General features: G+C 70.6%; 12 protein-coding genes. 9 read left to right on the top strand and 3 right to left on the bottom strand.

Translation table 11 applies throughout. The features are described from left to right. Positions 1–55: 55 nt before the first annotated feature. Positions 56–1252 carry an ROK family transcriptional regulator gene (locus tag IFU30_RS03795; RefSeq protein WP_164486911.1) on the top strand — a complete coding sequence of 399 codons (1197 nt, stop codon included), beginning with the start codon at positions 56–58 and terminating at the stop codon, positions 1250–1252. Between the two features lie 257 nt (positions 1253–1509). On the opposite strand, the gene IFU30_RS03790 is transcribed toward IFU30_RS03795, so the two are convergent. After that, complete coding sequence (locus IFU30_RS03790) at positions 1510–2514, bottom strand: SDR family NAD(P)-dependent oxidoreductase (RefSeq protein ID WP_192004368.1); 1005 nt, start codon at positions 2512–2514, stop codon at positions 1510–1512. Positions 2515–2686: 172 nt separating this feature from the next. Here IFU30_RS03790 and IFU30_RS03785 point away from each other — a divergent pair, with 172 nt between their 5' ends. The 3 genes from IFU30_RS03785 (at position 2687) to IFU30_RS03775 (ending at position 5064) form a co-directional block, all read left to right on the top strand. Next, the gene (locus IFU30_RS03785; RefSeq protein ID WP_192004367.1) at positions 2687–3244 is read left to right on the top strand and encodes a TetR/AcrR family transcriptional regulator; all 558 of its coding nucleotides are present in this window, start codon (positions 2687–2689) and stop codon (positions 3242–3244) included. A gap of 125 nt (positions 3245–3369) precedes the next feature. Continuing rightward, on the top strand, positions 3370–3996 hold the full coding sequence (locus IFU30_RS03780) for an MSMEG_1061 family FMN-dependent PPOX-type flavoprotein (protein ID WP_139382378.1): 627 nt from the start codon (positions 3370–3372) through the stop codon (positions 3994–3996). 123 nt (positions 3997–4119) lie between these two features. Beyond that, positions 4120–5064, top strand: a complete 945-nt coding sequence (locus IFU30_RS03775) for a PDR/VanB family oxidoreductase (RefSeq protein ID WP_192004366.1) — start codon at positions 4120–4122, stop codon at positions 5062–5064. Between the two features lie 293 nt (positions 5065–5357). Here the strand turns inward: IFU30_RS03775 and IFU30_RS03770 are convergent, their stop codons facing one another. Both IFU30_RS03770 and IFU30_RS03765 read right to left on the bottom strand, forming a co-directional pair. Continuing rightward, positions 5358–6206: an FAS1-like dehydratase domain-containing protein gene (locus tag IFU30_RS03770; RefSeq protein ID WP_192004365.1), complete on the bottom strand. Its 849-nt coding sequence runs from the start codon at positions 6204–6206 to the stop codon at positions 5358–5360. 33 nt (positions 6207–6239) lie between these two features. After that, a complete protein-coding gene (locus IFU30_RS03765) occupies positions 6240–7514 on the bottom strand; it encodes a CaiB/BaiF CoA transferase family protein (RefSeq protein ID WP_192004364.1) in 1275 nt (424 codons plus the stop codon). 169 nt (positions 7515–7683) lie between these two features. Here IFU30_RS03765 and IFU30_RS03760 point away from each other — a divergent pair, with 169 nt between their 5' ends. The 5 genes from IFU30_RS03760 to IFU30_RS03740 all read left to right on the top strand — a co-directional run bounded on the left by IFU30_RS03760 (position 7684) and on the right by IFU30_RS03740 (position 13329). Then, positions 7684–8694 carry a FecCD family ABC transporter permease gene (locus IFU30_RS03760; RefSeq protein ID WP_192004363.1) on the top strand — a complete coding sequence of 337 codons (1011 nt, stop codon included), beginning with the start codon at positions 7684–7686 and terminating at the stop codon, positions 8692–8694. Further along, positions 8691–9746: an iron chelate uptake ABC transporter family permease subunit gene (locus IFU30_RS03755; RefSeq protein ID WP_192004801.1), complete on the top strand. Its 1056-nt coding sequence runs from the start codon at positions 8691–8693 to the stop codon at positions 9744–9746. The genes IFU30_RS03760 and IFU30_RS03755 overlap by 4 nt, the downstream gene beginning before the upstream one ends. Beyond that, positions 9743–10594, top strand: coding sequence for an ABC transporter ATP-binding protein (locus IFU30_RS03750; RefSeq protein WP_085512078.1), 852 nt, complete (start codon positions 9743–9745; stop codon positions 10592–10594). Before IFU30_RS03755 ends, IFU30_RS03750 begins: the two co-directional genes overlap by 4 nt. Before the next feature lie 60 nt (positions 10595–10654). After that, positions 10655–11653, top strand: a complete 999-nt coding sequence (locus tag IFU30_RS03745; RefSeq protein ID WP_192004362.1) for an ABC transporter substrate-binding protein — start codon at positions 10655–10657, stop codon at positions 11651–11653. A 311-nt stretch (positions 11654–11964) separates the two neighbouring features. Then, a complete protein-coding gene (locus tag IFU30_RS03740; protein ID WP_192004361.1) occupies positions 11965–13329 on the top strand; it encodes an MFS transporter in 1365 nt (454 codons plus the stop codon). Positions 13330–13493: the final 164 nt, after the last annotated feature.

Raw genomic sequence — 13493 nt, 5'->3', positions numbered from 1 at the left:
TCGCCACTAAATATAGCGGCCATATCTAGTAATGCAACCCTGCTACAGTCGCCCCATGGCGGAACCGGGGATCGAGACGGGCAGGGCGAGTGTCGAACTCGTCGCCGCCTACGCCTTCGACCATGGTGCGTTCACGGCGAGTGACGTCATGGATGGGACCGGTCTGACCCGTGCCACCGTGCTGAACGCCTGCGATGCCCTCGCCGACCGCGGCTGGATCCGTGAGCTCGACGACGCCCGGGCCGCCGGTGACTACCGGCGGGGACGACCAGCCAGGCGGTACGAACTCGCCGCGGACACCGCGTTCGTGGTCGGACTCGACGTGGGGCAGCACCGGGTCGCAGCACTCGTCGCGACGCTCCGTGGTGAGGTCGTCGGCCGGGCCGAACGCCCCATCGTGGGCGGCGACGAAGACCCAGACCTCCGCCTCGCGACCGCACGGACCGTCGTCGAGGAGGCGACCGCGCAGGCCGGCGCGACCCCGGGGCAGGTGCTCGTGACCGCTGTCGGCGTCCCGGCACCGGTGGACGCGCACGGCCGCTCCCCGCGCGGCGATCACGACTACTGGGCCCGGATGAACCCCGACTTCGCGAGCCGCCTCGGCCCCTGGGGCGACGTCGTGCTCGAGAACGATGCCAACCTCGCAGCCACGGCCGAGCGCGCCCTCGGGGAGGTGGCACGCGAATCCATCGCCGTCCTCCTGGCCGAGGCGAGCTTCGGCGCGGGACTCATCGTCGACGGCGTGCTGCTGCACGGCGGGGCCGGCGGCGCAGGCGAACTCCGCGTGCTCGGCATGGTCGAGGGTGTCGGTTCGCCGGAGGGCCTCGACGGTGCGGCACGGTCGTGGCTGGAGGAGGATCAACGATCCGGGGCGGTGCCGGCAGCCTCCCCGCTCGCCCGGATGCCGATCGGCACCCTCGACGTCGGCCGCATCATCGACGCCGCAGCCTCGGGCGACGCCTACGCCGGCAGACTCGTCGAACGTCTCGGGGAGCGCCTCGGGCGGGTGTGCGTCCTGCTCGGCAGCCTGCTCGACGTGGACGAGGTCGTCGTCGCCGGAGGCGTGGCCCGCGTCGCCTCCCCCGTCATCGTCGCTGCTCAGACCTGGCTCGACGAGGGGACCTACGCCCCGACGCCGATCGTGCGGGCCTCGCGACTCGGCGCGGACGTCGTCGCCCTCGGTGCGATCACCCGGGCCGTCGCGACGATCCGCTCCCAGCCGTGGCGCTTCGCCGCCGCGATCCCGCGCTGAGACCACACCCGGCGCAGGGCGGCCCGGACACGGCGCAGGGCCCCACCTTCCGCCAAGATCGGTGGGGCCCTGTGAGCGGTGTCACCGCAGTGCGAACGATCGTTCCGGCCGTACTCGTTCAGACCGTTCACAGGGGACGGGCGACGCAGAGCGGCCCGTGTGCTTCAAGATTCGCAGCAGAAACGCGTTCATCCGGCCCCGAACGGTCGTTAAGAAACGTCGTTCTTACCGATTGCTGAAGTTCTGCACGTCGGCGGCTACTGCACCGACCATCCGCCGTCGGACGGCAGGACGACGCCGTTGACGTTGACGCCGTCGTCGCTCAGCAGGAAGGTGATGGACGCCGCGAGCTGCTCCGCGGTCGCGATCGTCGGGATCGCCGCCTGGAACGGTCCGAGCCGCGCCGAACCCGCCTCGGAGACGTTCGGCGGGAAGGGGATGCCCGTCGCGACGCCGCCAGGAGCGACCGCGTTGACCCGGACGCCGTGCGGGCCGTACATGAAGGCGGCGCTCTTGGTCATGCCGACGACCGCGTGCTTCGAGGTCGTGTAGGCGTTCCCCGAGGCGTTGCCGCGAAGCCCGGCCTCGGACGCGATGTTGACGACCGAACCGGATCCGGCCGCGACCATCGACGGCAGGACCGCGCGGGTCAGCTTGAAGGCGCCGGTGACGTTCACACCCATCACCCGTTCCCAGGTCGCGTCCGAGGTCTCGTGGAGCGGGGAGAAGTCGTCGTTGATGCCGGCGACGTTGGCGAGCGCGTCGATCCGCTCCCCTGCTGCGGCGACGATCGCGTCGATGTCGTCCTGCTTCGTGATGTCGCCGGCGACCGTGACGAGGTCGGCGTCCGGCAGGCTCGAGGCGAGGCCGGCGAGCTTGTCCTCGAAGAGGTCGACGGCCACGACCCGGCCGCCTTCGCGCGCGACGCGGGATGCCGTGGCACGGCCGATGCCGGAAGCGGCCCCGGTGACGATCACGGTCTTCCCGACGAACCGGCCGACGGTGATGCGCTCCTGCCACCCCTGGGGCGCGTCGTCGACGGGTGCGACGCCGTCGTTCGCGGCGAGGACAAGGTCGTCGATGAGTGACTGGGGCAGCTTGCCCTGGCTCAGGGCGACGAGCTGCTGGAGCGGGAGGCCCGAGATCGGGGCGAGCTGCGACTCCTCGGTGCCCAGCTGGGTGAGGAGGCCGCGGATGAGCGGTCCACCGGTGGGGTCGGCGAGCCACGCGGCGATCGGAGTGTTGGCGGTGAGGGCGCTCATAGGGTTCCTTTGTTCTCGGGAGGGCGATGAGCAGCGGGATCGCATGGGCCTCGATCCATACCGGACATCATTGTCCGGTACACGTTACGCCGTCCATGGCACGGCCGCCAGCCCTCACGGTCGGCTCCCAGCCGGGTCCACCGAACCGGTCGCGCGGCGTTACGCTACCGGGATGTCGTCCACGCCCCCCAAGCCGAACCGCGGCCCGAGCGCAGGCCCCGAGAACCGCCGAGCGCTCGTCGCCGCGGCGCGTCAGGTGTTCGCCGCGGACGGCTTCAGCGCTCCCCTCAGCGCGGTCGCGAAGCGGGCGGGCGTCGGACAAGGAAGCCTGTACCGGCACTTCCCCGACCGGCTCTCCCTCGCGCTCGCGGTGCTCGACGAGAATGTCGGCGAGCTGGAGGAGCACGCCGGGCTGCCGGATGCGACCCTCGACACCCTGCTCGACGTCGTGATCGACCAGGCCCTCGTCACCTCGCCCTTCGTCGACGCGATCCTCGGCGAGGGCGACGACCCACGCGTCATCGAACTCGGCACCCGCCTCGACCGCCTCGCGCACGCCCTGCATGCGAAGGAACTGGCTGCGCACCGCATCGCCGACCACGTCGAGCCCGACGACATCCTCATGGCGATCTCGATGGTGGGGGCGACCCTCACCCGCATCCCCGATTCCCATCGAGCCGACACCGCGGCGCGCGCGAAGGCGATGTTCCGCCGCTCGTTCGGCCGATGAACCGGAGCGGGATGATCGATGCGGCTGGGTCGGTGGCACAGGAAACACTCGAACCGTGTGCCGACAGCCCATTGAGGCGCGCGAGGGACGACCGTAGGGTCGGAGGGACAGAGAAGGGGTCCGCCATGCAGGCCAGCGCGTTCGCGTCGATCGACGTCGACACCATCCGTCGGTCGCTCGGCGAACCGGATCCCGCCGCGACGGCCAAGATCATGGACGAGCTCGACGAGAACTGCCTCGCCTTCCTCGCCCACTCACCGTTCTGCACCATCGCGACGTCCGACGCCGACGGCCGGTGCGACAACTCCCCGCGCGGGGACTACCCGGGGTTCGTCCGGGCGCTCGACACCCGCACACTCGTGATCCCGGAGCGCCTCGGCAACCGCCTGGCCGACTCCCTGCAGAACATCGTCCAGAACGGCCACATCGGCATGCTGTGCTTCGTCCCCGGCATGAGCGAGACCCTCCGGATCAACGGCACGGCCACCGTCACCGACGACCCGGCGCTGATGGCGATGCTCGAGCAGGACCACGTGACCCCGCAGCTCGCGATCGTCATACGCACCGAGGAGGTCTACCTGCACTGCGGGCGGGCACTCCTCCGCGGCGGGCTGTGGGACGCCGAGATGCAGGAGCTCGCGGCCGAGGTGCCGAGTGCGGGCCGGATCTGGGCGAGCATGTCGGGCCTCAGCACCGAGGTCGGCGACGCCATCGACGAGGCGGTCGCCGTCGGGAACCAGAGCCTGTACTGATGGCTGGAAGCAACGAGCCTGTACTGATGACTGGAAGCATGAGGGATTCCTGATGCGCAACCGCGCGGGCATGACCGGTCCTGATCTCCAGATCGGCGATGCTATCGATATGAGGGATTCCTGATGCGCAACCGCGCGGGCATGACCCCGCTCATCGTCCAGGAGATCGTGCGCGAGACGCCGACGATCGTCAGCGTCGTGCTCGCCGATCCGGAGGGTCGCCGGCTCCCGCCGTGGGACCCCGGAGCGCACATCGACCTGCAGCTCATCACCCGCCACGAACGGCAGTACTCGCTCTGCGGTGATCCGGCGGACGAGTTCCGGTACCGGATCGCCGTTCTGCGGGAGCAGCACTCGCGGGGTGCGTCGCACTACATCCACAACTTCCTCAAGGTCGGTCGGAAGGTGTTCATCCGGCCACCACGGAACCTGTTCCCGCTCTCGGACGCCAAGCGGCACCTGCTCCTCGCTGCAGGCATCGGGATCACGCCGCTGCTCTCGATGGCGCGGCGGTTGGCCGCGGGCGACGCCGACTGGACCCTCGTCTACGCGGTGCGCACGCGGGAGGACATCGCGTTCGCGCCGGAGCTCGAAGCCCTGGGCGACCACGTGCGGATCCACGTCAGCGCGGAGAGCGGCCGACTCGACCTGGCCGGCCTCCTCGCGGGACTCGAGCCGGGCACAGACGTGTCGGCCTGCGGGCCGCGCGGGTTCACCGACACCCTCACGAACCTGGCCGAGACACTGCCCGAGGACTGCCGGTTGCACCTCGAGCGGTTCGAGCCCAAGCCCCGCTCCTACCTGCCGAACACGGCGTTCACTGTCGAGTGCGCGAGGTCGGAGCGGACCGTCGAGGTTCCCGCCGGGCAGACGATGCTGCAGGCGATGCAGGCCGCGCGGGTCGGTGTCGCCGGGTCGTGCATGCGCGGCGTCTGCGGCTCCTGTGCCGTGCAGGTGGTGGACGGGACGCCGGAGCATCGCGACTCCCTGACGACCGACGACGCGTCGATGATCATGTACCCGTGTGTGTCGCGGTCGCTGACGCCGACGCTCGTGATCGACGCGTAGGCGGCGCAGCGCGCCCCCGGCCCCCGAGCACCCCATCCCGGTCCCTGAGCCTGTCGAAGGGCGACGTACCCCCGTGGGCACTTCGACAAGCTCAGTGACCGGAGGAAGACACGACGACCAACAGCGGATCCGGTCCCAAACCGGACAACCCACCCCGGTCCCTGAGCACCCCACCCCGGTCCCTGAGCCTGTCGAAGGGCAGTGCACCCCGTGGGCACTTCGACAAGCTCAGTGACCGGAGGAAGAGGGCTCAGTGACCGGAGGAAGAGCACCGTGACCTGAGGGGCATTCCCTCAGGCTCCGTGCAGTGCCGCTCGCCAGGTGGCGTCGGCGGAGGCCAGCACCGTACCGTCGGCGGCACGCACGACGACCGAGGTGCCCTCCGGGCCGTCCGTCCCCGCGATGCGGAACTCCGTGTCGACGAGCACCGGCGCCTTCGCCCGGAAGCGGACCGACGCGAGTCGCCGATCACCGGCGTTCGCGGTGAGGGCGTCGAGCACCAGGATGCGGGTGAGCGGACCGTGCACGAGGAGGTCGTCGAGCCCCTCGACCTCACGCGCCCACTGCCGGTCGTAGTGGATGCGGTGCGTGTTGCCCGTCACGGCCGAGAAGCGGAACAACTGGCGGGAGTCGAGTGACCGGGTCACGGTCCAGTCGGCTCCGGCGTCGGGATCGACCGCGTCCTCGGCGGCCACCTCGGGCGCCGCCATCCGCGGGGAGGGCACCGCGGGCTGCGCCTCGAGGAACACGTCGTGCCAGGTGCTGCGGACGGCGACCTCGCCGTCGACGAGGTACTCCCGCACGAGGTCGGCGAAGACGAGCCGTCCGGCCCGCCCCTGCTTCTCGACGAGCGAACCGAGCCTCGTGCGCTGCGTCACCACGTCGCCGTAGCGGAGGGGCGACAGGAACTCGGTGTCCTCCCCCGCGTACATGCGGCGCGGCAGGTCGATGACCGGCAGCACGCCGTCCTCCGCCGGTGAGCCGTCCTCCCGGAGCTGCGCGAACGGCGTCTCGAACGGGAAGTGGACGCCCTCCCAGCCGGCGGGGAGCCCCTCTCGGAGGACCGGTTCCGGTGCCGCAGTCGCGAAGGTGCTGCGGTACCAGGCGGCGGGGCGCAGGTCCAGCTGCTCCGTCCGTTCCACCGGCGCTGACTGCTCGGGTTCGGTCGGCGCCACTCAGATCACCCGGTCGGCCCGCAACCGGGCGATGCGATCCGCGTCGTACCCGGCGAGCGCCGTGAGCACGTCGTCCGCGTGTTCGCCCATGTGGTTCGCAGGGCGGTCGGTGGTCGCTGGGGTCGCGCTCAGTTTGATCGGTTGGCCGAAGGAGCGGAGGGTGCCGAAGGAACCGTAGTCGGTCTCGACGACCATGTCGCGTTCGGCGGTCCCGGGGTCGTCGACGACCTCGCCGATGGTCTTCACGGCGGTGAGCGGGACGACGTCGCCGGCCAGTTCCTCGAGCTCGGCGCGGGTGCGGTCCGCGAACCAGGAGACGACGAGCGGCTTGACGCGTCGGGCGTAGACCTCCTCGTCGAAGCGCTTGCGCATGGTGTCGATCTCGGGGTCGGCGATCGCCTCGGGCGTGCCGAACAGCTCGCAGCTCGCCTTCCAGAGCTTGTCGGTGTACGCGCCGAAGAACACCTGTCCGTCGGCACAGGGGAACAGCTCGTAGGGCCGGACCCAGGCGTGTTCATTGCCGGACGGCGAGGCGACCGTCCCGTCGACGGTGTAGTCGACGACGGCGGTCTCGGTCATCGCGATGATGCTGTCGACCTGGGCGACGTCGACGAGCTGCCCGACGCCGGTGCGCTCGGCGTGCCGGAGCGCGGCGAGGGTGCCGATGACGCCGAACATCGTGGCGGAGAGGTCCCCGATCGTGACGCCGACGCGCACGGGCGGCTGGTCCGCGTAGCCGTTCATGGACCAGAGCCCGCCGGCGGCCTGCGCCGTGTTGTCGAACGCCGGACGGCGGCTCCGGGAACCCGTCTGCCCGTAGCCGGAGATCGCGGTGTACACGAGCTTCGGGTTGATGGCGGCGAGCGCCTCGTACGGCAGGCCGAGCTTCGCCATCGTCCCTGGTCGGAAGTTCTCGACGAGGATGTCGGCGCTCGCGACGAGGTCGCGCAGCACCTCCTTGCCGGCGTCGCTCGCGAGGTCGAGCGCGAGGCCGAACTTGCCGCGGTTGTACTGACCGTAGTAGCCGCTGAACTCCTCGTCGCCGTCGCGCAGGTAGGGCGGGAAGCCCCGGGAGACGTCGGGGTCGTTCGGGTTCTCGATCTTGATGACGGTCGCGCCGAGGTCGGCGAGCATCGACGCTGCGTAGGGACCGGCGAGGACGCGGGAGAGGTCGAGGACCACGACGCCCTCGAGCGAGCCCGGCGGGACGGCGAGTCGTTCCGTGGCGGCGAGGACCGCTTCGGTGTCGGCTCCGGTCGACGGCTGCTCGGCCATGCGTGTCCTCCTGATCGCTGTACTCCGTACCGGTCAACGGTATCGGGCGATGGAGGCCTCACCCATGGGTGAACCCCACACCTCCGGCGCCGATCCATGGACCGCCCGTCCGTCACTGACAACGTCGGGTGTGCATCGCGACCGGGATAGGTGAGGCTAGGCTAACTCCATGCGCAGCGCGACCCTCCTCCGATCGAGACGCGCGCTCGCCGTCGGCACGCTGGCCGCCGCGCTCCTCGTCGTCGCCCTCGCGAGTCTGATGCTCGGCAGCAACCTCATCAGCCCCGTGGCCGTCCTCACCGCACTGTTCGACCCCACCCAGGACACCGGCGCCGTCGTGTGGGGGTCGCGGGTGCCGCGCACAGTGCTCGGCGTCCTCGTCGGCGTCTGCCTCGGGATCGCCGGTGCCGTCATGCAGGGGCAGACCCGCAACCCGCTCGCCGACCCCGGCCTGTTCGGCGTCTCCGCCGGCGCGAGTCTCGCGGTCGTCGTCGGGGTCTACGTGCTCGGCACGAGCTCGGTGGTCACGACGCTCTGGCTCGCTCTGCTCGGCGCCACCGTCGCCAGCATCGTCGTGTTCTCCGTCGCCGCACTCGGCCGCGGACTCTCGAGTCCCGTCCCGCTCGCGATCGCCGGCACCGCCGTCTCGGCTCTCCTCGTCGCCCTGACCTCGTACCTCGTGCTGTCCGACGAGACGACCCTCGCCGCCTACCGCATCTGGGTGGTCGGTTCGCTGTCCGGACGATCGCTCACCGGCGTCGACGCGGCCCTGGTCTTCGCCGGGCTCGGCCTCGTGTTCGCGGTGGCCAACATCCGCTCGTTGAACGCCCTGGCGCTCGGGACCGAGCTGGCGAACGGGCTCGGCGAGAACCTCATCCGCGCGCGACTCGTGGGGCTCGCCGCGATCACCCTGCTCACGGCCGCCGCCGTCGCCTTGACCGGCCCGATCGCCTTCGTCGGACTCACCGCGCCGCACATCGCCCGCACGCTCGTGGGCGGGCATCACGGCTGGCTGCTCCCCGCCTCGGGACTCGTCGGCGGGAGCGTGCTGCTCGCATGCGACGTGATCGGTCGCCTCATCGGTGGCACCGCCGAGGTGCCCGTGGGTGTCGTCCTCACCGTCGTGGGTGGGGTCGCCTTCATCGCCATCGTGCGCCGCGGACGGATGGCGGAGCTGTGAGCGCCGTGCGGGAGGGCAGCCGCTTCTTCGGCCGTCTGTGGCGAGGGCGGGTCGTCGGCGTCACGATCGTCTGCCTCGTCGTGGCCCTGGCGTTCGCCCTGCTCGGGATCGTCGCCGGCTCGTCATCCCTGACGATCCCCGACGTCATCACCACCCTGCTCGGCGGCGGGACCGGCGGTCAGGAACTCATCGTGTTCGAGCTCCGCCTCCCCCGGGTCGTCGGCGGTCTCCTCGTCGGTGCGTCCCTCGGACTCGCCGGGGCCCTCACCCAGACGTTCGCCCGCAACCCACTCGCGACCCCGGACATCCTCGGCGTGACCTCGGGTGCCGCGCTCGGGGCCGTGGCCGCGATCGTGCTCGTCGGCGGCAGCTACTCCGTCGGCGCCGGCGCACTCAGTCTCGGCCTGCCCGCCATGGCGGCGATCGGCGCGCTCGTCACCTCGGCCGCCGTCTACGCGTTGTCCTGGCGCGGCGGGGTCGACAGCTTCCGACTCATCCTCATCGGCATCGGTGCCACCGCGACCCTCGGCGGCATCACGAGCTACCTCATCGCCCGGGCGCAGATCACCGAGGCGGCAGCGGCTGCGCAGTGGCTCGTCGGCAGCCTCTCGGGCATCTCCTGGTCGAGCGTGTGGCCGGTGCTCGTCGCGCTGGTGATCCTGACGCCGATCGCGGTCCTGCAGACGAGCAGCCTCGACATCAGCCAGCTCGGTGACGAGCTGTCGACCGGCCTCGGCGTCGCGGTCCAGCGGCATCGGATCGTCGTCATCGCGTGCGCGGTCCTGCTCGTCGCCGCAGCCGTGTCCGCCGCGGGGCCGATCGAGTTCGTCGCCTTCGTCGCACCGCAGATCGCCCGCCGCCTCGCCCGCACCGGTCGCCCGCCGCTGCTCGCCTCCGCGCTGCTCGGCGCCGTCATCGTGACGGGCGGCGACGCACTCGTCCGTGGCGTCCTGCCGGGCGAGATCCCGGTGGGCATCATCACCGCGATCGTCGGCGCGCCCTATCTCATCTGGTTGCTGACGCGCCGCAAGGAACGGGAGACCTCCGCATGACCGACCCCGCCACGACCCCCTCGCTCGTGAAGGAACGCCCGACGCCCGCCCTCGAGGCGAGGGGCGTCTCCCTGGCCTACGACCAGACGGTGGTCTTCGAGGGACTGGACCTCCGCATCGAGACGGGCGAGGTCACGACGCTCATCGGCGCCAACGGTTGCGGCAAGTCGACGCTGCTGAAGGCGTTCGGTCGTCTGCTCACCCCGACCGCCGGCACGGTCGAACTCGACGGTCGCGGTGTGCGCTCGATCCCGACCCGCGAGGTCGCGCGCCGCCTGGCGATCCTGCCGCAGAAGCCACTGACGCCGTCGGCGACGACCGTCCGCGACCTCGTCTCGCGAGGGCGGCACCCACACCAGAGCCTCCTCAAGCCCTGGACGCCCGCCGACACGATCGCCGTCGACGAGGCACTCGCCGCCACCGGTCTCGAGACGCTCGCCGACCGCGACACGGCCTCCCTGTCGGGCGGGCAGCTGCAGCGCGCTTGGATCGCCCTGGTGCTCGCGCAGCGTGCCCCCACGATCCTGCTCGACGAGCCGACGACCTTCCTCGACCTCAGCCACCAGCTCGACGTCCTCCGACTCGTGCGGTCGATCAACCGCGAGCGCGGCGCGACGGTCGTCATGGTCCTGCACGACCTCACCCTCGCCGGCCGGTACTCCGACCGGCTCGTCGTCGTGGGCGGCGGCCGGGTCATCGCCGACGGGACACCCTGGGAGGTCCTCACCCCGGCCGTGCTCCGGGAGGCGTTCGACCTCGACGCCATCGTCATCCCCGACCCGAGCAGCGGCTCGCCGCTCATCGTGCCCGTCGACCCGGACGACGCGATCGCCCTCGACGCGGAGTGATCCGGGCGATCGGGCATTCCGATATCGTTTCGTGACTTAGGTTCGGCTACCCTAAGTACCATGACGATCTCTTCACGCCTCCGCCGCGCCGCACTCGTACTCGTGCCGGCGCTCGCCCTGGTCGGCCTCGCCGGCTGCTCCCCCACCGCCGCATCCGACGCCGACAGCAGCGGCGCCTGGAGCTACACCGACGACACCGGCACCACGGTCAAGCTCGACGAGCAGCCGAAGCGCATCGCGAGCTTCGCCGACTACGCCCTCGGCCTGCACGGCAACGGCATCGACCCCGTCGCGGTCTTCGGTCGCGTCGACGTCGCCACCGACAAGCGCTTCGCGGACTACGACCTCGGCGACACGGCCATCGTCGGCAACAGCTACGGCGAGATCGACCTCGAGGCACTCGCCGAGGCGGCACCCGACCTCATCGTGACCGGGATCTACCCGACCGACCGCGACGGCACGCTCGACCTCAAGGGTCCCTACTACGGCGTCGCCGACGTCGAGCAGCAGGAGCAGCTGGAGAAGATCGCTCCGGTCGTCGCCATCAAGGTCGGCGGCAAGGGTGCCGACGTCATCGCCTCGCTCAACAAGCTGTCCAAGGCGCTCGGAGCCGACGACGACACCATCGCCGCGGCGAAGGAGAAGTACGACGCCGCAGCAGCAGACCTGACCGCCGCAGCGAAGGAGACCGACCTCGAGGTCACGCAGATGTACGCGGACGCGAGCGGGGTCTACGTCGTCAAGCCGCAGGACGAGCCGGAGACCGAGCTGTACAGCGAACTCGGCGTGACGTACACGAACGCGAACCCGGACGGCTACTACTACTGGGACATCTACAGCTGGGAGAACGCTGGCCAGGCGATGACCGGTGACGTCCTACTCGTGAACGTCGAGGGCTTCCAGCAGAGCGACCTCGAGGCTCAGGCGACCTTCGCCTCGCACCCGGCACTCGTCGCCGGTCAGATCCACTCCTGGAACACCGCCGCCCTCGACTACACGTCGCAGGCGAAGCAGATGGAGACGCTCGCCGGGATCCTCCGCGAGTCGAAGGCGCTGTAGCGAGCACCCCCGGCCCCGCCCTTCGACAGGCTCAGGAACCGCCTGTCGAAGGGCCACGTCACCCGTGTGCACTTCGACAAGCTCAGTGACCGGAGATGGCTCAGTGACCGGAGATGGCACAGCGACCCGAGATGGGCACAGCGACCGGTCCGGGGTGGGGCGCGCCGCTCGTGCGCACCCCACCCCGTGTGCTCCCGACGCACCGGATCGGCTCCGGAGTGTGCCGACCGCACATGGGCTGAGCCTCCAGACGGCCGGTAGCCTCGTCAGGCGTCCCGGCCGTCCGGGTGCGCCCAACACGAAGGAGTGCCATGGCCATCCAGAGCGCGCGCGAGAACAACCCACGCGGAGCAGACACCACCACCGCAGGCCAGAGCGACATCGATCGCGACGGCCTCGACTCCCGGGTGCAGCGCCGCCGCGCCATCCTCGCCAGCTCGGTCGGCACCGTCATCGAGTGGTACGACTTCACCCTCTATGGGCTGGCCTCCGCGCTCGTGTTCGCGCCGCTGTTCTTCCCCGGCGCCGGTGACCTCGCCGGCCTGCTCGGCGCGTTCGCCGGCTTCGCGGTCGGCTTCGGCGCGCGCCCGATCGGCGGCCTGATCTTCGCCCACTACGGCGACAAGCTCGGGCGCAAACCGACGTTGCTCATCACGCTCCTCTTCATGGGTGTCGCGACCACCTTCATCGGCCTCCTCCCCACCGCCGACGCCATCGGCATCTGGGCTCCGATCCTGCTCATCGTGCTGCGGATCTTCCAGGGCATGGGCTCGGGTGCCGAATTCGCCGGCGCGATCACGATGGCGAGCGAGTCCGCCGACGTGAAGCACCGTGCGTTCGCCGCGTCGTTCCCCGGCGCCTCCGTGTACGTGGGCATGGCGCTCGCGACCACCGTCTTCGCCGTGGTGAGCACCCTGCCGATCGAGCAGTTCCAGAGCTGGGGTTGGCGGATCCCGTTCCTCGCGAGCGTCGTCATCGTCGCGTTCGCGCTGTACTTCCGGCTGCGGGTCAAGGAGACGAAGGCGTTCGAGAGCGCGGAGGAGCGCGGCGCGGTCACCTCGGCACCACTGGTCGGCGCCATCCGCTCGCACTGGCGGGTGATCCTCTGCGGCATGGGGCTCTTCGCGTTCGCACTGCCGTGGGTGTACGTCGTGCAGGTGTTCTCGCTGTCATACGTGACGGGCACGCTGAGCGTGAACCCGACGGAGGCACTCATCGGCCTCATCGTCGCCGAGGTCCTGACGATCCCCACGGCCCTGCTGTTCGGTCGTCTCGCCGACCGCATCGGCCGGAAGCCCGTCCTCATGGGCGCCGCGATCTTCGGGGTGCTCTACGCGTTCCCGATGTTCCTGCTCTACAACACCGAGCAGTCGGTCGTCGTCTCGCTCGGCCTCATCCTCGGGTTGGCCGTCATCCAGGGCGCCACGATCGGCACCTCGGGAGCACTGCTCGCCGAGATCTTCCCGACCTCGATGCGCTGGAGCGGCATCGCGCTCTCGCGTGAGATCCCGGCCGCCCTCGTCGGCGGGACGGTCCCTCTCGTCGCGACCGCGCTCGTCGCCGCGAGCGGTGGCGCACCGTGGTTGGTGGCGGCGTACCTGCTGGTGCTCAGCGCGATCGGCGTCGTCGGAATCGCGTTCCTCCCGGAGACCCTGCCGCGCAAGCAGCGCGGCTGACCCCCGGTCCCTGCCCTTCGACAGGCTCAGGATCCGCCCGAAGGGCGATGTGACCCGTGGGCACTTCGACAAGCTCAGTGACCGGAAACGGCCTACCCGGAAGGCCCCGGTCCCTGAGCCTGTCGAAGGGCGACGTCACCCGTGGGCACTTCGACAAGCTCAGT

Source organism: Plantibacter sp. CFBP 8798, assembly GCF_014841195.1.
GTDB classification, from domain to species: Bacteria; Actinomycetota; Actinomycetes; order Actinomycetales; family Microbacteriaceae; genus Plantibacter; species Plantibacter auratus.
The sequence above is the reverse complement of the archived record's forward strand: the minus strand, read 5'-3'. Positions and strand labels throughout refer to the sequence as shown.